The organism is Ideonella benzenivorans (assembly GCF_020387415.1).
In the GTDB taxonomy this organism is placed as follows: Bacteria; Pseudomonadota; Gammaproteobacteria; order Burkholderiales; family Burkholderiaceae_C; genus Ideonella; species Ideonella benzenivorans.
The window spans coordinates 134,438-156,081 of the sequence record NZ_JAGWCB010000006.1 but is presented as its reverse complement, the minus strand read 5'-3'; the positions used below and the strand labels follow the sequence as shown (position 1 = coordinate 156,081).

The 21,644-nt window shown below is 70.7% G+C and carries 18 protein-coding genes; 11 read left to right on the top strand and 7 right to left on the bottom strand.

Features of this window, described 5'->3' with window-relative positions; genetic code table 11:
* Positions 1-1,101, bottom strand: a complete 1,101-nt coding sequence (locus tag KGA65_RS01610) for an NAD(P)/FAD-dependent oxidoreductase (protein WP_225861391.1) — start codon at positions 1,099-1,101, stop codon at positions 1-3.
* Positions 1,102-1,284: 183 nt separating this feature from the next.
* Here KGA65_RS01610 and KGA65_RS01605 point away from each other — a divergent pair, with 183 nt between their 5' ends.
* Positions 1,285-2,904: a fatty acid--CoA ligase gene (locus KGA65_RS01605; protein ID WP_225861390.1), complete on the top strand. Its 1,620-nt coding sequence runs from the start codon at positions 1,285-1,287 to the stop codon at positions 2,902-2,904.
* Between the two features lie 12 nt (positions 2,905-2,916).
* Here KGA65_RS01605 and KGA65_RS01600 read toward each other — a convergent pair whose 3' ends face one another.
* Positions 2,917-4,242 (bottom strand): aspartate aminotransferase family protein, encoded by a 1,326-nt coding sequence (locus KGA65_RS01600; RefSeq protein WP_225861389.1) that lies wholly within the window; start codon positions 4,240-4,242, stop codon positions 2,917-2,919.
* 105 nt (positions 4,243-4,347) lie between these two features.
* Here KGA65_RS01600 and KGA65_RS01595 point away from each other — a divergent pair, with 105 nt between their 5' ends.
* The gene (locus KGA65_RS01595) at positions 4,348-5,205 is read left to right on the top strand and encodes a LysR substrate-binding domain-containing protein (RefSeq protein ID WP_225861388.1); all 858 of its coding nucleotides are present in this window, start codon (positions 4,348-4,350) and stop codon (positions 5,203-5,205) included.
* Between the two features lie 91 nt (positions 5,206-5,296).
* Positions 5,297-6,961, top strand: a complete 1,665-nt coding sequence (locus tag KGA65_RS01590) for an acyl-CoA dehydrogenase family protein (protein ID WP_225861387.1) — start codon at positions 5,297-5,299, stop codon at positions 6,959-6,961.
* A 6-nt stretch (positions 6,962-6,967) separates the two neighbouring features.
* Here KGA65_RS01590 and KGA65_RS01585 read toward each other — a convergent pair whose 3' ends face one another.
* Together KGA65_RS01585 and KGA65_RS01580 are read right to left on the bottom strand one after the other, a co-directional pair.
* On the bottom strand, positions 6,968-9,382 hold the full coding sequence (locus KGA65_RS01585; RefSeq protein ID WP_225861386.1) for an ATP-binding protein: 2,415 nt from the start codon (positions 9,380-9,382) through the stop codon (positions 6,968-6,970).
* Positions 9,383-9,481: 99 nt separating this feature from the next.
* The gene (locus tag KGA65_RS01580) at positions 9,482-10,276 is read right to left on the bottom strand and encodes an exodeoxyribonuclease III (protein WP_225861385.1); all 795 of its coding nucleotides are present in this window, start codon (positions 10,274-10,276) and stop codon (positions 9,482-9,484) included.
* A gap of 13 nt (positions 10,277-10,289) precedes the next feature.
* Here KGA65_RS01580 and pyrE point away from each other — a divergent pair, with 13 nt between their 5' ends.
* The 3 genes from pyrE to KGA65_RS01565 are packed head-to-tail and all read left to right on the top strand — an operon-like array spanning position 10,290 to position 12,053.
* Entirely contained in the window at positions 10,290-10,964 is a 675-nt protein-coding gene (gene pyrE, locus KGA65_RS01575; RefSeq protein WP_225861384.1) for an orotate phosphoribosyltransferase, read from the top strand.
* 2 nt (positions 10,965-10,966) lie between these two features.
* Entirely contained in the window at positions 10,967-11,671 is a 705-nt protein-coding gene (locus tag KGA65_RS01570) for a DUF4124 domain-containing protein (protein WP_225861383.1), read from the top strand.
* A gap of 16 nt (positions 11,672-11,687) precedes the next feature.
* Positions 11,688-12,053 (top strand): hypothetical protein, encoded by a 366-nt coding sequence (locus KGA65_RS01565; protein WP_225861382.1) that lies wholly within the window; start codon positions 11,688-11,690, stop codon positions 12,051-12,053.
* Positions 12,054-12,086: 33 nt separating this feature from the next.
* Here the strand turns inward: KGA65_RS01565 and gatB are convergent, their stop codons facing one another.
* The 3 genes from gatB to gatC form a co-directional block, all read right to left on the bottom strand.
* Positions 12,087-13,541 (bottom strand): Asp-tRNA(Asn)/Glu-tRNA(Gln) amidotransferase subunit GatB, encoded by a 1,455-nt coding sequence (gatB, locus tag KGA65_RS01560; protein ID WP_225861381.1) that lies wholly within the window; start codon positions 13,539-13,541, stop codon positions 12,087-12,089.
* An 81-nt stretch (positions 13,542-13,622) separates the two neighbouring features.
* Entirely contained in the window at positions 13,623-15,116 is a 1,494-nt protein-coding gene (gatA, locus tag KGA65_RS01555; protein WP_225861380.1) for an Asp-tRNA(Asn)/Glu-tRNA(Gln) amidotransferase subunit GatA, read from the bottom strand.
* A complete protein-coding gene (gatC, locus tag KGA65_RS01550; protein WP_225861379.1) occupies positions 15,113-15,412 on the bottom strand; it encodes an Asp-tRNA(Asn)/Glu-tRNA(Gln) amidotransferase subunit GatC in 300 nt (99 codons plus the stop codon). Before gatC ends, gatA begins: the two co-directional genes overlap by 4 nt.
* Before the next feature lie 390 nt (positions 15,413-15,802).
* On the opposite strand from gatC, the gene KGA65_RS01545 reads away from it, so the two are divergent.
* The 5 genes from KGA65_RS01545 to rodA are packed head-to-tail and all read left to right on the top strand — an operon-like array spanning position 15,803 to position 21,627.
* Positions 15,803-16,846, top strand: coding sequence for a rod shape-determining protein (locus tag KGA65_RS01545; RefSeq protein WP_022979182.1), 1,044 nt, complete (start codon positions 15,803-15,805; stop codon positions 16,844-16,846).
* Between the two features lie 39 nt (positions 16,847-16,885).
* On the top strand, positions 16,886-17,836 hold the full coding sequence (gene mreC / locus KGA65_RS01540) for a rod shape-determining protein MreC (protein ID WP_225861378.1): 951 nt from the start codon (positions 16,886-16,888) through the stop codon (positions 17,834-17,836).
* The gene (gene mreD, locus KGA65_RS01535) at positions 17,833-18,357 is read left to right on the top strand and encodes a rod shape-determining protein MreD (RefSeq protein ID WP_225861377.1); all 525 of its coding nucleotides are present in this window, start codon (positions 17,833-17,835) and stop codon (positions 18,355-18,357) included. The genes mreC and mreD overlap by 4 nt, the downstream gene beginning before the upstream one ends.
* Positions 18,358-18,370: 13 nt before the next feature.
* On the top strand, positions 18,371-20,476 hold the full coding sequence (gene mrdA, locus KGA65_RS01530; RefSeq protein WP_225861376.1) for a penicillin-binding protein 2: 2,106 nt from the start codon (positions 18,371-18,373) through the stop codon (positions 20,474-20,476).
* Positions 20,473-21,627 carry a rod shape-determining protein RodA gene (gene rodA, locus KGA65_RS01525; protein WP_225861375.1) on the top strand — a complete coding sequence of 385 codons (1,155 nt, stop codon included), beginning with the start codon at positions 20,473-20,475 and terminating at the stop codon, positions 21,625-21,627. The genes mrdA and rodA overlap by 4 nt, the downstream gene beginning before the upstream one ends.
* Positions 21,628-21,644 lie beyond the last annotated feature (17 nt).

Genomic DNA, 21,644 nt, shown 5'->3' with positions numbered 1-21,644 from the left:
TCAGACCCGGCAGGCCACCTCGGCGGCAATGGCCAGCGAGGCCGTCAGCCCCGGGGACTCGATGCCGAACAGATTCACCAGCCCGGGCACGCCATGCTCAGCGGGACCGGCGATCCAGAAGTCCGCCGCCGGCTCGCCCGGCCCGACGATCTTGGGCCGGATGCCGGCGTAACCGGGTTGCAGCGCGCCATCGGGCAGGCCGGGCCAGTAGCGGCGCACCGCCGCGTAGAAGGCATCCCCGTCGCGTGGATTCACCTGGTAGTCCTCGGCCTCCACCCACTCGACATTGGGCCCGAAGCGGGCCTGACCGCCCAGGTCGAGCGTGAGGTGCACCCCCAGCCCGCCCGGCTCCGGCACCGGATACACCAGGTGCTGGAAGGGGGCGCGCACCGTGCACGAGAAGTAACTGCCCTTGGCCAGGTAAGGCGTCGGCACCTGCCCGGCTGGCAGGCCCTCCAGCCGGCGGGCCAGCGCGACCGCGGCCAGGCCGGCGCTGTTCACCACGGTGCGGGCCCGCAGCCAGGTGGTTTCGCCACCGCTGCGCACCTCCAGTTCGATCCCGCCATCGACCGCCACCCCGCGGACCACGCGCGAATCCACCCCCACCATGGCCCCCGCGGCTTGCGCATCGCCCTGCAGCGCCAGCATCAGGCCGTGGCTGTCCACGATGCCGGTGGAGGGCGAGAGCAGCGCGGCCCGGGCGCGCAGGGCCGGCTCCCGGCGGGCCAGGTCCGCCGCGTCCAGCCACTGCAGGTCATCGACGCCGCAGGCCTGGGCATTGCGCTGCAGGGCCGCCAGTTCATCTTCCTGCCCGGCGTCGGTGGTGACGATCAGCTTGCCGCAACGCCGGTGGGCCACGCCGTGCGAGGCACAAAACGCATACAGCATCTCCCGCCCCTGCACGCACAGCCGCGCCTTGCGCGACCCCGGTCGGTAGTAGAGACCGGCGTGGATGACCTCGCTGTTGCGGGAACTGGTGCCGGTGCCGATGGCGCGTTCGGCCTCCAGCACCACCACCTCGCGGCCCTGCTGGGCCAGCGCCCGGGCCACGGCCAGGCCGACCACGCCGGCGCCGACCACGATGCAATCCATCTGTTCCAAGGGCTGTCCTCTTCTGTCATCTCGGGGCAGGTTATCCGATGCCGGCATCCCGCCGCGCTGGCGGCGGGACGGACTAGGGCAAACCCGGAGCTCCGGCGCCGACAGCGCCGCCTAGGATCGAACGATCGTTCAGAAATGAATTGAGTCCATCCACTCCGAGCTGGCTGAACCAGCCTGACTGCCATGATCGACCGCACGCCCGAAGCCTATGCCTACCCCCTGCTGATCAAGCAACTGCTGCACACGCCACGGGCCACCGCGCTGAAGCAGGAGATCGTCTATGCCGACAAGGTCCGGCTGAGCTATGCCGATCTGTTCCAGCGCATCGGCCGGCTGGGCAATGTGCTGCGGGCGCACGGCGCCGGCCTGGGCCGCACGGTGGGCGTGATGGACTGGGATTCGCACCGCTACCTGGAGTCCTTCTTCGCGGTGCCGATGCTGGGCAGCGTGCTGATGACGGTCAACGTGCGGCTGGCGCCCGAGCAGATCGTCTACACCCTCAACCACGCCCAGGTGGACGTGCTGCTGGTCAACAGCGAGTTCCTGCCGGTGCTGGCCCAGATCCGCCACGAGCTCACCAGCGTCAAGACCTTCATCCTGCTGACCGACGACGGCACCGCCCTGCCCGAGGGCTTTGCCGGCGAGTACGAGGCCCTGCTGGCCGGCGCCGCGGTGGACTGCGACTTCCCGGACTTCGACGAGAACACCCGCGCCACCACCTTCTACACCACCGGCACCACCGGCCTGCCCAAGGGCGTGTACTTCAGCCACCGCCAGCTGGTGCTGCACACGATGGGCGTGCTGACCACCCTGGCGCTGGCGCGCGACCAGGGCGGCGTGCACCGCGGCGATGTCTACATGCCCATCACGCCGATGTTCCATGTGCACGCCTGGGGCATGCCCTACGCGGCCACGCTGGCGGGGCTCAAGCAGGTCTACCCGGGCCGCTACCAGCCCGACACCTTGCTGAAGCTGATCGCGCGCGAGCAGGTCACCTTCTCGCACTGCGTGCCCACCATCCTCCACATGCTGCTGCAGTCGCCCGTCTCGAAGGAGGTGGACCTGTCGCACTGGAAGGTGATCATCGGCGGCTCGGCGCTGAACTCCGGCCTGGCGATGGCCGCCCGCGAGCGCGGCATCGACGTGTTCACCGCCTATGGCATGTCCGAGACCTGCCCGATCCTGACCGTGGCCCAGGTCGACGCAGCCGACGTGGGCACGAACCGCGACCTGCCCACCCGCATCAAGACCGGCCGCCCGGTGCCGCTGGTGGATCTGCGCACCGTGGACCCGGACATGCAGGACGTGCCGCGCGACGGCATGTCCACCGGCGAGGTGGTGGTGCGCGCCCCTTGGCTGACCCAGGGCTACCTGCACAACCCCGATGCGTCGGCCGAGCTGTGGCACGGCGGCTACCTGCACACCCAGGACATCGGCCACATCGACGTGCGCGGCTACCTGCAGGTGACCGACCGCATCAAGGACGTGATCAAGACCGGTGGCGAATGGGTCTCCTCGCTGGAGATCGAGGAGATCATCGCCCGCCATCCGGCCGTCAGCGAGGTGGCGGTGGTGGGCGTGAAGGACCCGAAGTGGAGCGAGCGCCCGCTGGCCCTGGTGGTGCCCAAGCCCGGCGTGGCCTGCACGCCGCAGGACATCACCGCCCATGTGCTGGCCGCCGTGAAAGAGGGCCTGATCAGCAAGTTCGGCGTGCCCGACCAGGTGCTGTTTGTCGAGCAGTTGGCCCGCACCAGCGTGGGCAAGCTCAACAAGCGGGCGCTGCGTCAGCAGTACGGCGGTTGAGCGCCGGCGGCCTCAGCGCCCCTGGTTGAGCGCGAGGCCCACCGCCCGTTCGATGGCCCGGTCCATCAGGTCCAGGCCCTGGTCGATCTCGGCGTCGCTGACCGTCAGCGGCGGGGCGATGCGGAACACGCCGCCCATCTGCGGCAGCTTGACGATGTTCATGCTCAGGCCCAGGGCCATCGCCTCGCGGCCGATGGCCTCGCCCAGCGCAAAGGCGGGCTCCTTGCTGACGCGGTCCTTCACCACCTCCAGCCCCAGCAACAGGCCGCGGCCCCGCACATCGCCGATGCAGTCGTGCTTCTGCTGCAGGCGCAGCAGGCCGGCCTTCAGGCGCTCGCCCGCCACCTGGGCGCGCTGCATCAGGCCGTCGCGCTGCACCACCTCCAGCACCTTCAGGCCCACCGCGGCGGGCAGCGGGTCGGAGACGTGCGTCGTGTAGAACAGGAAGCCCTTGGCGTGGGCGGCCTCCTCGATCGCCGCGGAGGTGACCACGGCCGCCAGCGGCAGGCCGGCGCCCAGGGTCTTGGACAGGGTCAGGATGTCCGGCGTCACGCCGTCGCGCTCACAGGCGAACATCATGCCGGTGCGGCCCACGCCGGTCTGCGCCTCGTCCAGGATCAGCAGCATGCCGCGCTCCTCGCACTTGCGCTTGAGGGCGGCCATGTAGCCCGCCGGCAGCTCGATGATGCCGCCGCTGCTCAGGATGGGCTCGGCGATGAAGGCCGCCAGCGCGCCGGTGGACTGGGCGTCGACCAGGGCGAAGGCATCGTCCAGCTCGGTCTGCCAGTCCAGCACGCCGTCCTTCGTGAAGCGCGGCCGGTAGCTGTTGGGCGCCGGAATGGCCAACGAGCCCACCGCTGCCGGGCCATAGCCCTTGCGCCCGGCGCTGTAGGTGGCCGCCGCGGCGCCACCGGTCATGCCGTGCCAGGACTGGGCAAAGCCCACCACCTCCCAGCCGCCGGTCACCAGCTTGGCCATGCGCAGCGCGGCCTCGTTCGACTCGGCGCCGGTGCTCAGCAGCAGGCAGCGGTCCAGTCCGGGCGGCGTGACCTCGGCCAGGCGGGTGGCCAGCGCCACCACCGGGCGCGAGAGCATGCCACTGAACAGGTGGTCCAGCGTGTGGATCGACTCGGTCACCACCGCGGCGATCTCCGGGTGGGCGTGGCCCAGCAGCGCGCTCATCTGGCCGGAGGTGAAGTCCAGGATGCCGCGGCCGTCGGCGTCGTACACATAGCAGCCCTGGGCCCGCTCGATGATCATCGGCTCGAAGCTGCCGCCGTAGCGCACCAGGTGCTGGCGGGCGCGCTGCCAAAACAGGGGATCGTCGTTCTTGGACATGATGGGCCTCGAGACAGATGAAACAGGAATGGGGCGATCTTGCGGCGGCCGAGCCATCTGGTAAAACGAAAGCTTCTTGCATCACCCATCAAGGAAGTTGATACCTTGCCCGCCTCCCTGGACATCGACCTGCTGCGCAGCTGGCTGGCCGTGGCCGAGACCGGCGCGCTCAGCCGGGCCGCCCAGCGGGTGCATCGCACCCAGTCCGCGTTGAGCATGCAGATGCAGCGGCTCGAAGCCGTGGTGGGCCAGCCGCTGCTGCTGCGCACCGGGCGCGGCGTGCGCCTGACCCCGGCCGGCGAACGGCTGCGCGACCATGCCCAGCGTCTGCTGGCCCTGCACGACCAGGCCCTGGCCGACCTGGCCGAGGACCCGCTCAGTGGCGTGCTGCGCTTTGGCTGCCCAGACGACTACGCGGTGCGCTTCCTGCCTCCGCTGCTGCGCGGCTTCGCGCGGCGCCACCCGCGGGTGCTGGTGGAGGTGGTGTGCGCCCCCACGCCGCAGCTGCGCCAGGCCCTGGCGCGGCGCGAGCTGGATCTGGCCCTGGTCTCGGTGAAGGACCCGGCCGGCGCGCACGGCGTGCTGCGCACCGAACCCCTGGTCTGGGTCGGCGCCCCCGGCGGCGAGGCCCTGCAGGCCGACCCGCTGCCGCTGGCGCTCTCCGGGCCCGAGACCGAGGACCACCAGGCCGCGTTGGCCGCCTTGAACCGGGCCGGCCGGCGCCACCGCCTGGCCTATGCCAGCAGCAGCCTGGCCGGCCTGCTGGCCGTCGTGCGCTCGGGCCAGGCCCTCAGCGTGCTGACGCAGACGGCCGTGCCCACCGACCTGAGCATCCTGGGCGACGAGGCCGGCCTGCCCCCCTTGCCCACGCTGGGCATCGTGCTGGCGCACGACCGCCCCCGCCCCAGCCCGGTGGCCCAGGCCTTCGAAGCCCTGGCGCAGGCGCTGCTGCCCACGGCCTGAGCGCCCGCGCGCCCCGTCGCCCATCGGGACTTGTGTCGATACCCCGGCCGGCGCCGGTGTGGCCTGATGGGAGTCCCCCCGGGAGGCCGCCATGGACTGGAACACCCACACCGTCACGAACCAGGTCGACGAGTTGCGCGACGCGGACCTGCTGGCCCTCGACCCGGCGCTGCAACAGCACCTGCAGCGCCTGGGCGCCGACTGGGCCCTGCCCGGCCTGCACGCCTACGGCACGGCCCTGGGCCGCCGCGAGACCTTCGAGCAGGCCGCCCAGGCCAATGCCGCAGGCCCGGTGCTGCAACGCTTCGATGCGCGTGGCCGGCGCATCGACGACGTGCGCTTCCATCCCGACTGGCATGCCCTCTTGACCCTGCTGCGCGGCCAGGGCTGGATGGCCCGGCCCTTTGCCGACCACCGCCCGGGCCGCTGGGCCGCCGCCGCGGCCGGCATGCTGCTGCACGGCCAGGTGGAGGCCGGCACCCTGTGCCCGGCCACCATGACGCAGGCCGCCATCCCGGTGCTGCGGCGCGACCCAGCGCTGTGGGCCTGGCTGGGCGAGCGCCTGCTGGACCCACGGCACGACCCGAGCGACCGGCCGATCGACGCCAAGCCGTCGATCTGGCTGGGCATGGGCATGACCGAGAAGCAGGGCGGCTCGGACGTGCGGGCCAACACCACCACCGCCACGCCCATCGGCGGCCCGGACAGCGCCGAGGCCCTGCTGCGCGGCCACAAGTGGTTCTACTCGGCCCCCAGCAGCGACGCCCACCTGGTGGTGGCGCGCGCGGCCGAGGGCGGCCTGTCCTGCTACCTGGTGCCGCGCTGGCGACCCGACGGCCAGCGCAACGCGGTGCGCATCCAGCGCCTGAAGGACAAGCTGGGCAACCGCAGCAACGCCAGCGGCGAGGTGGAGTTCGAAGACGCCTGGGGCCTGCGCGTGGGCGAGCCCGGCCGCGGCCTCCCCACCATCCTGGAGATGGCCACCCACACCCGGCTGAACTGCGTGCTGGGCAGCACCGCGCTGATGCGCGCCGGCCTGGTCCAGGCCCTGGCCTATGCGCGTGGGCGTCAGGCTTTCGGCCGGCCGTTGGCCCAGCAGCCGCTGATGCGCAGCGTGCTGGCCGACCTGGCGCTGGAGAGCGAGGCCGCGCTGGTGCTGGCTCTGCGCCTGGCCCAGGCCTTCGAGGACGCCGAGGGCCCGGCGCCCGACCCGCTGGCCCGCGCCTGGCAGCGGCTGATGACGCCCGCGGCCAAGCTGTGGGTGTGCAAGCGCGCGGTGGCCCAGGCCGGCGAAGCGCTGGAGGTGCTGGGCGGCAACGGCTATGTGGAGGAGAGCAGCCTGGCCCGCCTGTACCGCGAGGCACCGGTCAACTCGGTCTGGGAAGGCTCGGGCAATGTGATGGCCCTGGACCTGCTGCGCGCCCTGGGCCGCGAGCGCGAGGCGACCCAGCGGCTGTGGGACGACCTGGCCGAGGGCTGCGGCGACGAGCCGCGGCTGCGCGCAGCGCTGACCGCGCTGGCGCCGGTCTGGCAGCGCCCCACCGACGCGGCGGAAGGCCAGGCCCGGAGAATCGCCCAACGCCTGGTGCTGCTGGCCCAGGCGGTGCTGCTGCGCCGCCATGCGCCCGCCGCGGTGACCGAGGGCTTTCTGGCGACCCGCTTCGGGCCGGACACCGCCGGCATCTTCGGCGCGCTGGCCCCGGCGGCGCTGGACGTGGACGCGCTGCTGGAACGGGCGCTGCCCACCCAGGCCTGAGGCGGTTCAGGCGCGCGGCCGCCCTCCGCTCTCGCGCAACGCCGCGGCCGCCGCATGGCGCAGCACGGACAAGTCCACCGGCTTGGCCAGAAAGGCCGCCCACCCCGGGCCGGCCGCACGACGGTCGTCATCGGTGGCCTGCGCCGTCAGCGCAATGCACGGCACCTCGGCCAGCCGGGGATCGTCACCCAGGCGCTGGCGCAGCGCCGGGCCGCTGAAATCCGGCAGGCGGAAGTCGATCAGCATCAATTCAGGGGGCGCCGCCTGCGCCAGGCGCAGCGCATCACCGGCGCTGCCCGCCACCTGCACCTGGTGGCCATCCAGCGCCAGCGCCTGGCTGACCAGCAGAGCGCTGACCGGATCGTCCTCCACGCACAGCACCCGCGCCGGCCGCACCTGCAGCAGTTCGGACGAGCGGCCTCCCACCGGCCCCTGGACCGGGGCCTCGGCCGCCGGCAGCGAGACCCAGAAGGTGGACCCCACCCCGGCCTCGCTGGTGAAGCCCAGTCGCCCCCCCATGGCCTCCACCAGGCGCCGGGTGATGGTCAACCCGATGCCGGTGCCCGGCACCGCGGAGCGGGCCTGGTCCAGCCGGTTGAACGGCTCGAACAGATGGGGTTGCTGGGCAGCCCGGATGCCCAAGCCCGTGTCCGATACCGCCACGGTCCAGTGCCCGGCCTCGGCCGTCACCTCGACGCGCACCCGACCACCCTCGCGGTTGTACTTGACGGCGTTGCTCAGCAGATTGATCAACACCTGGCGCAGGCGCAGCGGATCGGCGTGCACATGGTGGGCCCCGAGCGCCGGTGGGGTCTGGACCAGAATCTGGCGCCGGGCCGCATCGGCCTGCACCATGGCCAGGGCCTCGCCCAGCAGGGACGCCAGCGCCACGGGCCGGCAGTCCAAGGCCAGCTGGCCCGCCTCGATGCGGGAGAGGTCCAGCAACTCGTCGATCATGCCCAGCAAGTGCCAGCCCGACTGCAGCACATGCCGCAGCCGCTCCTGCTGGCGGGCCACCGGCGCCTGGCCCAGTTCAGTCTGCAGCAGCTGGGCAAAACCCAGCACCGCGTTGAGCGGGGTGCGCAGTTCATGGCTCATGTGCGAGAGCAGCGCACTCTTGGCCTGGCTGCGGGCCTCGGCCTGGGCGGCCTGCGCGCGCCACTGCTCGGCCTCCAGTTGATCGGTCACATCCAGCAGCGAATAGACCGCTCCGCCCTGCTGGGTGCCCGCCACCGGCACGCGGTACAGCATCCCATGTCGTGCGGGGCCGGTGGACAGCGCCAGGCGGGTCAGCACACCCTGGCCGTCACGGGCCACCCGCACGGGCAGCAGGTCGCCCAGCGGACGCCCCTGCAGCTCCTGTGGCGAGCTGGCGCCCAGCAGGCGAGCCCCGGCCGGGTTCAGCTGGACGATGCGTTCCTGCGCGTCCACCAGGCACAGCAGCACCGGCGTGGCATCGGCCATCGAGCGCAGCAAGGCCTCGCCATCCTGCACCTGGCGCAACTGGAGTTGCAGACGTTCGCGCACGGCCCCGATCAACACGGTTGGAATGACCGTGACCAGCATCGCCGTCACGACCATGGCCGCCGCGCCGGGATGGGCCTGTTGCAGCGCCGTCAGCCCGAGTGCGAACTGGGCATTGAGCAGCACCGACGCCAGGATGGCCGCCACCGCGGCGAGCAGAAAGCCGCCGGCGAGGGCCACCGCCCCCAACATCACCATCAGGTAGAGGAAGGGCATGAACACGAACTGCGGCACGAACCAGCAGCAGAGGGCAACCCCGGCCAGCGCCGCCAGCACCCGGGGCCGTTGCAGGCGGCGCCAGGGTGAACCGTGCACCAGCACCCAGAGCCCCAGGGGCAGCAGGGTGGCCGCGCCAAAGAAGGTGCTCACGACCCAGGACCACCACAGCTGGGCCACCGAAGGCCCCAGCGGCGACCCCGCAACCACCGGCACGATCAGGCTGGCCACGCCGCCCCCGAAAGCGGCCGGCACCGCGCCGCCCAGCGCCATGGCCCGCAAGAGATGGGCCGGCTCGGTCAACGCCCGCCGAGGCTGCACGTGGCGCTCCAGCAGCCACACCGCCAAGGCGATCTGCGACAGGTTGGCCAGCGTGAAGGACACGGCCAACCGCCAGGGATCCCCATAGCTCAGGTTGGCGGCCGGGATCACCAGCGCCAGACCCAGCAGGGGCCAGCGACGCTGATGGGCCGGCAACATCAGCAGCCACAGCACGGCCAGGGCGTCGGGCAGCCAAAGGGTGGAGATCTCTTGCGGCAGGCGGGACAGCACGATGCAGCCCAGCGCCAGCAGGTAATACGCGCCCCAGCCCCCCAGCACGAACACGGGTGAACACGCGCGGCGGCCCCACACGCCATCTGGCTCGACCGCCGCAGACGGGTCCCGCACGCCCACCGACATGGCGCCCCCTCCTGGGGCTCAGGCCCCGTTGCTGCCCTGCGGCAAGAATACGCGGACTGTTATCCCGTCAAGGCCGGAAATGGACCGAAGGGCCCCCGTTCAAAGCGAGAAACCGTAATCGATGGTCAGCGGCGCGTGGTCGGAGAAACGCTGATCCTTGTAGATGGCCGCCTGGCGGGCCTGCTCGGCCAGGGCCGGCGTGGCCAGGTGGTAGTCCAGCCGCCAGCCCACGTTCTTCGCCCAGGCCTGGCCCCGGTTGCTCCACCAGGTGTAGGCCTCGCCGGTGGTCTCCGGGTGCAGGCGACGGTAGACGTCCACCAGACCAGCCTCGTCCAGCAGCCGGGTCATCCAGGCCCGCTCCTCGGGCAGGAAGCCGCTGTTCTTCTGGTTGCCCTTCCAGTTCTTCAGGTCGATCTCCCGGTGGGCGATGTTCACGTCACCGACCAGGATGAACTCGCGCGTGCCCTTGAGCGCGTGCAGGTGCGGGTAGATCAGGTCCAGGAAGCGGAACTTGGCCTGCTGGCGCTCCTCGCCCGAGGAACCGCTGGGAAAGTAGCAGCTGATGAGGCTCAGTTGGCGACCTGGCTTGTCAAAGCGCAACTCGACGTAGCGGCCCTCGGCATCGAATTCGGGCTCGCCCAGGCCGACGATCACGTCGCTGGGCTCGTGGCGGCTGTACATGCCGACACCGGAGTAGCCCTTCTTCTCGGCATAGTGGAAATGCCCCACCATGCCGGCCACCGTGTCGTATTTCCCCTGCACGTCGGGCGCCTGGGCCTTGACTTCCTGCACCCCCATACAATCGGGCGCGATACTCTCCGACCAGGGCATGAAGCCCTTGCTGGCCGCCGAACGGATGCCGTTCAGGTTGAGCGTGACCAGTCTGAATCCCATTGAAGTCCCTTCCATGACGAACACCACCCACACCGACCCGCTGGCCCAGGACTTCGTGAAGTTCTCGGTGGACGCGGGGGTGCTGCGCTTCGGCGAGTTCACGACCAAGGCCGGCCGGAAGTCGCCGTACTTCTTCAACACGGGCCTGTTCGACGACGGCGCCAAGCTGATGCGGCTGGGCGAATTCTATGCACGCCGCCTGCTGGCCTCGGGCCTCGAATTCGACATGCTGTTCGGCCCGGCCTACAAGGGCATCACGCTGGCCGCCGCGGTGGCCATCGGCCTGGCCAAAGAGGGCCGCAGCGTGCCCTACGCCTACAACCGCAAGGAAGCCAAGGACCACGGTGAAGGCGGCACGCTGGTGGGCGCGCCGGTGAAGGGCCGGGTGCTGATCATCGACGACGTGATCACCGACGGCGCCTCCAAGCGCGAGGCGGCCGAGCTGATCCGCGCGGCCGGCGCCACCCCGGTGGGCGTGGCCATCACGATGGACCGCCAGGAACGCGCCAGCGACGACCCGGCCAACACGCGATCGGGCGTGCAGTACGTCGAGCAGGAGCTGGGGCTGAAGGTGCTGTCCATCGCCACGCTGGCCGACCTGATGCAGTTTCTGGACACCACCGGCGACCCCGCCCTGGCCGTCAACCGCGACAAGGTCGCGGCCTACCGTCAGCGCTACGGGGTCTGAACATGGCACGGCCGGCCCGGATGATCTGCCGTCCTGGGGTGGCTGCGCTGGCCGCCGCGCTGGCCGGTGGACTGACGCCGGCCGCCCAGGCGGCCCCGCCTGCCGGAGCAGCCTCGGCCCCGATCTACAGCTGTGTGGACGCCAACGGCCGGCGCTTGAGCTCCGACCGCCCCATCCCCGAGTGCCTGAGCCAGGAGCAGCGCATGCTGGGCCGGGACGGCACGGTGCGCCGCACGGTGCCACCGCTGCTGTCGCCCGAGCAGCAGGCGCAGCGCGATGCCGAACGCAAGGCCCAGGAGCGGGCCCAGGCCGCCCGCAACGACGCCGTGCGACGCGACCGGCTGCTGCTCTCGCGCTATCCGACGCTGGCTGCCCATGACGCCGCCCGCCAGCGCGCCCTGGAGCCGGTGCAAAAGGCCATCGACACCATCCGCGTGCGCATCGCCCGGCTGGAGACCGAGCGCCTGGCGCTGATCAACGAGCGTTCCGCGCTCGGCTTCAAGCCGGTGCCCGAAGACCTGAAGCTGCGCACCAACGGCAACGATGGCAGCCTGGAGGCCCAGCGCACCATCCTGCGCGACCAGGAAACCGAGCGCGCCCGGCTCAACCAGCAGTTCGACATTGAGCGCCAACGCCTGCAGCTGCTGTTGGCCGGCCTGCCGCTGGGCGGCCAGCTGGACAGCGCCACGCCCACGGCGCCGCACTGACCCGTCGACCCAACCCATGTCTGTTGTCTTGCTGCGCCCGGCCCGCTGGGCCGTGCTCTGCGGGGCCTTGCCCTGCGCCGCCCTGGCCGGACCGGCCCGCTACGACTGCCCGCCGCCGCACACGCTGAGCGCCACCTTCACGCCGCGCGATGCGAACGTGACCTTTGACGGCCAGCGCCACACGCTGCGCCGGGTGCGCGACAGCGGCGAAGCCCGTTTCGTGAACCGGCAGGACGGCCTGACGCTGGTGCTGGCCGGCAGCCAGGCCCGCTGGCTGCGCGCCGGCGAGGCCGAACTGGCCTGCCGCAAAGTGGTCGGCCCGCTGGCGCCCGAGGCGCTGCAGGGCGGCGGGCGGCCGGCGCCCTCGGCACCGGCCCACTGAGCGGCGCGGCCCTTCCCAGGGCCGCCCGCGGTCTCAACCGAGCTTCTTCTTCAGCAGCTCGCTGGCCTGGCCGGGGTTGGCCTTGCCCTTGGACGCCTTCATCACCTGGCCGACCAGGGCGTTGAAGGCCTTGTCCTTGCCGGACTTGTACTCCTCGACCGACTTGGCGTTGGCCGCCAGCACGTCGTCGACGATCTTCTCCAGCGCGCCAGCGTCGTTCATCTGCTTGAGGCCCTTGGCCTCGATGAGCGCGTCCACCGCGCTGCCCTCACCGGTCCACAGCGCGTCGAAGACCTGGCGCGCGGCGGCGTTGGAGATGGTGCCGTCCTGGATGCGACCGATCAGCTGGGCCAGCAGGGCCGGCGTCACCGGCGCGGCCTCGATGGTCCGCTCTTCGCTGTTCAGGCGCTTGCTCACCTCGCCCATCAGCCAGTTGGCCACCAGCTTGGGCTGGCCGCAGGCCTCGCGCGCCGCCTCGTAGTAGCGGGCGAAGGCCAGCGACTGGGTCATCATCGTCGCGTCGTAGGCCGGCAGGCCGTCCGCCTGCTGAAAACGATCGGCCATCGCGCGCGGCAGCTCGGGCATCTCGCCCTTCACCCGCTGGACCCACTCGGGGGCGATGACCAGCGGCGGCAGGTCCGGATCGGGGAAGTAGCGGTAGTCGGCCGAGTCTTCCTTGCTGCGCATGGCCCGGGTCTCGCCCCGGTCGGGGTTGTAGAGCACCGTGGCCTGGTGGATGGGCAGCCCGTCCTCGATCTGGTCGATCTGCCAGTTCACCTCGTAGTGCACCGCGTCCACCAGGTAGCGGAAGCTGTTGAGGTTCTTGATCTCGCGCCGCGTGCCATAGGGCTGGCCCGGCTTGCGCACCGAGACATTGACGTCGCAGCGGAAGGAGCCCTCCTGCATGTTGCCGTCACAGATGCCCAGCCACATCACCAGCGCATGCAGCGTCTTGGCGTATTCGGCGGCTTCCTCGGCCGAGCGCAGGTCCGGCTCGGAGACGATCTCCAGCAGCGGCGTGCCGGCCCGGTTCAGGTCGATGCCCGACATGCCGCTGAAGTCCTCGTGCAGGCTCTTGCCCGCGTCTTCCTCCAGGTGGGCGCGGGTCAGGCGCACGGTTTTCTTCTGCTCGCCGACGAAGAACTCGATCAGGCCGCCCTGCACCACCGGAATCTCGAACTGCGAGATCTGGTAGCCCTTGGGCAGGTCCGGGTAGAAGTAGTTCTTGCGGGCGAAGATGGACAGCGGCGCCACCTTGGCACCCACCGCCAGGCCGAAGCGGATGGCCCGCTCCACCGCGGCGCGGTTGAGCACCGGCAGCGTGCCGGGCAAGGCCAGGTCCACCGGGCAGGCCTGGGTGTTGGGCTCGGCGCCGAAGGCGGTCGAAGCGCCGCTGAAGATCTTGGACTGGGTGGAGAGCTGGACGTGGTTTTCCAGGCCGATCACGACCTCGTAGCCACGCACGAGTTGGGAAGCGCTTGTTGTCATGTCAGTTTTCCGCCGGGCCGCCCCAAGGAAAACGCGCCCCCAAGGGGGGTCGCGCTGCGGCGCAGCCGCAAGCCAGGGGGCTCACAGGTAACCCTCCGGGGTGCGGAGGTGGTGGTCGGTCACCTGCTGCAGCGCGTGCGCGGCCTGCAGCAGAGTGCCTTCCTGGAAGTAGTTGCCGATCAGCTGCAGGCCCACCGGCATGCCGTGGGCGCCAAAGCCGGCCGGCACGCTCATGCCGGGCAGGCCGGCCAGGCTGGCGGGCAGCGTGAAGATGTCGGCCAGATAGGCCTGCAGCGGGTCGTCGCCCTGGGCGCCGATCTGCCAGGCCACCGTCGGTGCCACCGGGCCGGCGATGACGTCGCACTGCTGGAAGCAGCGCTGGAAGTCGTCGGCGATCATGCGGCGCAGCTTTTGCGCCTGCAGGTAGTAGGCGTCGTAGTAGCCGTGCGAGAGCACATAGGTGCCGATCATGATCCGACGCTTGACCTCGGGGCCAAAGCCTTCGGCCCGGGTCTTCTTGTACATGTCCAGCAGGTCGGTGTACTGCGCCGCGCGGTGCCCGAACTTGACGCCGTCGAAGCGGCTCAGGTTGGAACTGGCCTCGGCCGGGGCAATGATGTAGTACACCGGGATGGACAGCTCGGTGCGCGGCAGGCTGACCTCCACCAGCGTGGCGCCCAGGGACTCCAGCTGGGCCAGGGCGGCACGCACCGCGCCGTCCACGTCCGCGGCCAGGGCCGTCGGGAAGAACTCCTTGGGCAGGCCGATGCGCAGGCCCTGCAGCGGCTTGGCGGCGCTGGCGCCCTCGCGCGGGGCCAGCATTTGGGCATGGAAATCCTGCGGCGGGCGCTGGGCGCTGGTGCTGTCGCGCTCGTCGAAGCCGCTCATGGCCGACAGCAGCAGCGCGCAGTCCTCGGCCGAGCGGGCCATCGGGCCGGCCTGGTCCAGGCTGGAGGCGAAGGCGATCATGCCGTAGCGGCTGCAGACGCCATAGGTGGGCTTGATGCCGGTCAGGCCCGAGAAGCTGGCCGGCTGGCGGATCGAGCCGCCGGTGTCGGTGCCGGTGGCCGCCGGCACCAGGCGCGCCGCCACCGCGGCGGCCGAGCCGCCGGAGGAGCCGCCGGGCACCCGGCTGCGGTCCCAGGGGTTCTGCACCGGGCTGTAGGCCGAGTTCTCGTTGGCCGAGCCCATCGCGAACTCGTCACAGTTGAGCTTGCCCAGGCTGACCGTGCCGGCCGCCTTCAGCCGCGCCACCACGGTGGCGTCGAAGGGGCTCTGGTAGCCCGCCAGCATCTTGGAGCCAGCGGTGGTCGGGGCATCGGTGGTGACGAAGATGTCCTTGTGCGCCAGCGGCACGCCGGTCAGCACGCCGGCCTGGCCGGCGGCGCGGGCGGCATCGGCGGCCTGGGCGGCGGCCAGGGCGCCGTCACGGTCCAGGTGCAGGAAGGCGCCCAGCGCGGCATGGGCCTCGGCCCGGGCCAGCAGGGCCTGGGTCAGCTCGACGCTGGAGACGGTCTTGTCGGCCAGGGCGCGGGCGGCGGCGGCCACGCCCAGGGTGTGCAGGTCCGCGCTCATTCGATCACCTTGGGCACGAGGAACAGGCCGCCCTCGACGGCCGGGGCGCTGCGCTGGTTGCGCTCACGGTCATTGCCTTCGGTGACGGCGTCCTCGCGCAGGCGCAGCTGCACGTCCATCACCGCCGACAGCGGGGTGTACAAAGGTTCGACACCAGAGGTGTCGACGGCGCTCATCTGTTCGACGATGCCGAAGAAATCGTTGAGCTGGACCAGCATTGCGTCGGCCTCGGCGCCGGAGAGTTCCAGGCGTGCCAGCTCGGCAATGCGGCTCACGTCCGCAGGGGTCAGGGCCATGGGTGTTTCAAGTCGATTCGAAGGGCGGAACCAATGCCGCCGAAGCCCCACCAAAGGGCAGGAGCCCCCCAGTGTCAGGGGGGCTTTGGGGTATTATCTCCGGTTATCTACACCCCTGCGGATGCCTTGCAGTCCCTGGCCGGCCGCTGGATCGTGTAGCCCTGTTGACAGCGCCCTTTCCAGAGCTTTTTTTCGTCCGTTGAGGCAGATGCCGCCACCGGTTCCCCGGAACCGCCCAGGCCGCCTGCCCCTGTTTCGTTCCCGCCACTTTCCACTTCATGCGCATCACGGTCTGCCACCAGCTCCGGGTCTTTCGCCAGACCGTGACAGTGGCCGACCTCGCCGTGCGCCTGTCGCCGGCCCGCCTGCCCAGCCAGAACTGAGCCCCCCATGTTCGCCTCCCTGCGTCGCTACGTTTCCACCGATCTCGCGATCGACCTCGGCACCGCCAACACCCTGATCTACGTCCGGGGCAAGGGCATCGTGCTCGATGAGCCCTCCGTTGTCTCCATCCGCCACGAAGGCGGCCCCAACGGCAAGAAGGTCATCCAGGCCGTCGGCCACGAGGCCAAGGCCATGCTGGGCAAGGTGCCCGGCAACATCGAGGCCATCCGGCCCATGAAGGACGGCGTGATCGCCGACTTCGTGATCACCGAGCAGATGATCAAGCAGTTCATCAAGATGGTGCATCCGCGCTCGGTGCTCAAGCCCAGCCCGCGCATCATCATCTGCGTGCCCTGCGGCTCCACCCAGGTGGAAAAGCGCGCCATCCGCGACGCCGCCCTGGGGGCAGGCGCCTCCGAGGTGCACCTGATCGAGGAACCGATGGCCGCCGCGATCGGCGCGGGCCTGCCGGTGTCCGAAGCCTCCGGCTCGATGGTGATCGACATCGGCGGCGGCACCACCGAGGTCGGCGTGATCTCGCTGGGCGGCATGGTCTACAAGGGCTCGGTGCGCGTCGGCGGCGACAAGTTCGACGAGGCCATCATCAACTACATCCGCCGCAACTACGGCATGCTGATCGGCGAGCCCACCGCTGAAGCGATCAAGAAGAGCATCGGCAGCGCCTTCCCCGGCTCCGAGGTCAAGGAGATGGAGGTCAAGGGCCGCAACCTCTCCGAAGGCGTGCCGCGCAGCTTCACCATCTCGTCCAACGAGATCCTGGAAGCCCTGACCGACCCGCTCAACCAGATCGTCTCGGCCGTGAAGAACGCGCTGGAACAGACCCCGCCGGAACTGGGCGCCGACATCGCCGAGCGCGGCATGATGCTGACCGGCGGCGGCGCGCTGCTGCGGGACCTGGATCGCCTGCTGGCCGAGGAAACCGGCCTGCCCGTGCTGGTGGCCGAGGACCCGCTGACCTGCGTGGTGCGCGGCTGCGGCATGGCGCTCGAGAGCATGGAACGCCTGGGCTCGATCTTCACCTCGGAATAAGACTTCGGCGGGCGCCTGGCGCGCCCCGGGACGACACCCATGCCGCTCGGCACGCTCGACCGCAACCCGCCGCCGTTCTTCCACCAGGGCCCCTCGGCCCTGTCGAGGCTGCTGCTGGCGGCGGCCCTGGCCATCTTCCTGATGGCCGCAGATCACCGTTTTGCCCTGATCCAGCCCCTGCGCAACGGGCTGGCCACGGCGCTGGTGCCCGTCGTGCAGGCCGTGGGCCTGCCGGTGGAGCTGGCCGCGGGCAGCGCCGACTACGTGGGCGGCCTGCGCCAGGCCCTGGCCCGCAACGAGGCCTTGCAACACCAGCTGACGGCCCAGGCCGAACAGGCCACCCGCGCCGACCGCCTGGCGCAGGAGAACGCGCAGCTGCGCGCCCTGCTGGACCTGCGGCCGGCCGTACCGCCGCACAGCCAGGTGGCCGAGGTGCTGTACGAGGCCCCCGACCCCTATGTGCACAAGATCTTCATCGACCGCGGCACCCGCCAGGGCGTGGTGGCCGGGGCGCCGGTGATGAACGAGCACGGCATCCTCGGCCAGGTCACCCGCACCTACCTGCTGTCCTCGGAGGTGACGCTGCTGGCCGACCGGGACGCGACCATCCCGGTGCTGAACGCCCGCACCCAGCACCGCAGCGCCGCCTTCGGCACCGGGGACGAGGCCCAGATGGAACTGCGTTTCGTGGCCACCAACGACGATGTGAAGCCCGGTGACCTGCTGCTGACCAGCGGCATCGACGGCCTCTACCCCGCCGGCGTGCCGGTGGCCAAGGTGAACAGCGTCAACCGCCAGGGCGAAGGCGGCTTCGCCCACATCAGCCTGACACCGGCAGCCAAGACCGGCGGCCTGCGCTTCGTGCTGCTGCTGGGCCCGGTCAACACCCAGGCCGACACGGCCGTGGCCGCCGCGGTGGCCGCCGCCAGCGCCGCGGCCTCGGCCGCCTCCGCCGCCAGTGCCAACGAGTTCGGGAGCGCGCCGAAATGAGCATCATGCCGCGCGCGGCGGACCAGCTGCTGCTGCCCGTCAACCCCTGGTTCCTGTGGACCTCGCTGCTGGTGGCCCTGGTGCTGAACCTGCTGCCCCTGGGCCCGCTGCCCTGGATGCCCGACTTCCTGGCCCTGGTGCTGGTGTTCTGGAGCGTGCACCAGCCCCGCCGGGTCGGCATCACGACCGCCTTCGTGCTCGGCCTGCTGATCGACGTGCACCACGGCTCGCTGCTGGGCCAGCATGCGCTGGCCTACAGCCTGCAGAGCTTCTTCGGCATCGCCATCCACCGCCGGGCCCTGTGGTTCGGCCCCTCGGGCCAGATGCCGCAGGTAGCGCCCGCTTTCTTCCTGGGCGCGCTGGTGACGCTGCTGGTGCGCCTGGTGGCCGGCGACGGCCTGCCCGGCTGGAGCTTCCTGATCGCCCCGCTGGCCGAAACCCTGCTGTGGCCGGTGGCCAGCGCGGTGCTGCTGGCCCCGCAGCGCCGCCCGCCGGACCCCGACAAGAACCGCCCGCTGTGACCCGGGTGACCGCATGACCGAGTTGCGCAACATCCAGCGGGAACTGGAGCGCTTCCGCTTCCGCTCGATCGCGGCGGCCGCCTTCGTGCTGCTGTGCTTCGGGCTGCTGATCACCCGGCTGGTGGTGCTGCAGGTGGCGCGGCACGCCGAACTCTCCACCCGGGCCGAGGCCAACCGCATCGCGGTGCTGCCCATCGTGCCGCAGCGCGGCCGCATCCTGGACCGCAACGGCGTGGTGCTGGCCAACAACTACACCGCCTACACGCTGGAGATCACCCCCTCCAAGGTGGCCAACCTGGAAGAGACGATCGGCCAGCTGGCCCAGCTGATCGACATCCAGCCGCGCGACCGCAAGCGCTTCAAGCGGGCGATGGAGGAGGGCAAGAGCTTCGAGAGCCTGCCCATCCGCACCAAGCTGACCGACGAGGAGGTGGCCCGTTTCCTGGCGCAGCGCTTCCGCTTCCCCGGCGTGGACATCAAGGCCCGGCTGTTCCGCAACTACCCGCTGGGCGACACGGCCAGCCACCTGCTGGGCTACATCGGCCGCATCAACCAGGCCGAGAAGACCGCGATGGAGGACTGGGACGAAGACCGCCAGGCCAACTACCGCGGCACCGAGTACATCGGCAAGCTGGGGCTGGAGCAGGCCTACGAGGCCGAGCTGCACGGCCAGACGGGCTACGAGGAGGTGGAGACCGCCGCCAGCGGCCGCGCCGTGCGGCGCCTGAACAGCCACCCCCCGACGCCGGGCAACGAGCTGCACCTGTCGATCGACATCAAGCTGCAGAACCTGGTGGAACAGCTCTACGGCAACCGCCGCGGCGCGCTGGTGGCCATCGACCCGCGCAATGGCGAAGTGCTGGCCTTCGTTTCCAAGCCCACCTTCGACCCCAACCTGTTCGTCGATGGCATCGACTTCGACAGCTGGCGCGAGCTGAACGAATCGATCGACAAGCCGCTGCTCAACCGCGCGCTGCGCGGCACCTACCCGCCGGGCTCCACCTTCAAGCCCTACATGGCGGTGGCGGCACTCACCACCGGCAAGCGCGACCCGCATCTGGTGATCCAGGACAACCTGAGCTACACCTTCGGCGGCCACACCTTCGGCAGCCCGGAAACCGACCGAGCCGGCCCCAAGGACATGCGGCTGGCCATCGTCACCTCGTCGAACGTCTACTTCTACAGCCTGGCGGTGGAGATGGGCGTGGACCTGATCCACGACCAGCTCGAACCCTTCGGCTTCGGCCGCAAGACCGGCATCGACCTGGAGGGCGAGGTCACCGGCGTGCTGCCCTCCACCGATTGGAAACGGCGCACCTACAAGCGCCCCGAGCAGAAGAAGTGGTACCCCGGCGAGACGGTGTCGCTGGGCATCGGCCAGGGCTACAACAACTTCACGATGACCCAGCTGGCCACGGCCATGGCCACGCTCAGCTCCGGCGGCCAGCGTTTCGAGCCCCGGCTGGTGCGCGAGGTCGAGGACCTGGTCACCCACGAGAAGCGCATCGTCTCGTCCAAGGCCCTGCCGCCGCTGCCGCTCAAGCCGCAGGACGTCGCGCTGGTGCTGGACGCGATGGTGGGCGTGGCCCAGGCCGGCACCTCGTCGCGGGTCTTTGCCGGCGCCCCGTACATCAGCGGCGGCAAGACCGGCACGGCCCAGGCCGTCACGATGCGGGGCAACGAGAAGTACAGTGCCGCCCGGGTGGTCGAACACCAGCGCGACCACTCGCTCTACATCGCCTTCGCACCGCGCGACAACCCACGGGTCGCCCTGGCCTTGATCGTCGAGAACGCCGGCTGGGGCGCGGCCGCCGCAGCGCCGATCGCCCGCCGCGTGCTGGACTACGTGCTGCAGGGCCAGTACCCGAGCGAGGAAGACATCGCCCTGGTGCGCGAGGGCAAGGCCAGCGGCCCGCCGGTGGGCACGCCGCGCCGCGCGGTGGACGTGCCCCTGCCCAGCACCAACCCGGTGGACCTGCCGCTGGGGCTGGCGGGCGCCCCTGATGCCGCGCTGGCGGCCTCGACACCCGCGTCGGCCGCGGCCAGCGCGGCGGCGCCCTCGGCCGCCGCCGGGCCACGGCACCCGGCGGCCCCCATGTCCTCAGGAGCCTCCCGATGAGCGTCGTCTACGAACGTCCCTCGCTGTGGCGCCGGTTGCTGCCCATCTTCGGCGGCTTCGACCTGCCGCTGCTGGCCGGGCTGCTGGTGCTGGGCGCGATGGGCCTGGTCACGATGTACTCGGCCGGCTATGACAACGGGAACCGTTTTGGCGACCACGGCCGCAACATGCTGCTGGGCCTGGGCATCCTGTTCATCGTGGCCCAGGTGCCGCCACAACGCCTGGCCCAGCTGGCGGTGCCGCTCTACAGCCTGGGGCTGGCCCTGCTGGTGGCCACCGCGCTGTTCGGCATCACCAAGAAGGGCGCCACCCGCTGGCTCAACGTGGGCGTGGTCATCCAGCCCAGCGAGCTGATGAAGATCGCCATGCCGCTGATGCTGGCCTGGTGGTTCCAGAAACGCGAGGGCCAGCTGCGCCCGCTGGACTTCGTGGTGGCCGGGCTGCTGCTGCTGGTGCCGGTGGGCCTGGTGGTCAAACAGCCGGACCTGGGCACCGCGATCCTGATCCTCTCGGGCGGGCTGTACGTGATCTACTTCGCCGGCCTGTCATGGAAGCTGATCCTGCCGGTGCTCTTGGCCGGCGCGGTCGCGGTCACCGCCATCGTGCTGTCGGCCGACGCCATCTGCCAGGACGACGTGACCTGGCCGCTGCTGCGCGAGTACCAGAAGCACCGCGTCTGCACCCTGCTGGACCCGACCACCGACCCGCTGGGCAAGGGCTTTCACATCATCCAGGGCATGATCGCGATCGGCTCGGGTGGCGTCACCGGCAAGGGCTTCATGCAGGGCACGCAGACCCACCTGGAGTTCATCCCCGAACGCACGACCGACTTCGTGTTCGCCGCCTTCGCCGAAGAGTTCGGGCTGATCGGCGCGCTGGCGCTGATCGGCGCCTTCACCTTCGTGATCGCCCGCGGGCTGGTGATCGCCAACCAGGCGCCCACCGTGTTCTCGCGGCTGCTGGCGGGCGCGCTGACGATGAGCTTCTTCACCTACGCGATGGTGAACATGGGCATGGTCAGCGGCATCCTGCCGGTGGTGGGCATCCCGCTGCCCTTCATCAGCTACGGCGGCACCGCGATGGTGACGCTGGGCCTGGCGCTGGGCATGCTGATGTCCATCGCCAAGAGCCGCCGCATCATCCAGACCTGAGGGTCTGCGTGGGCCGC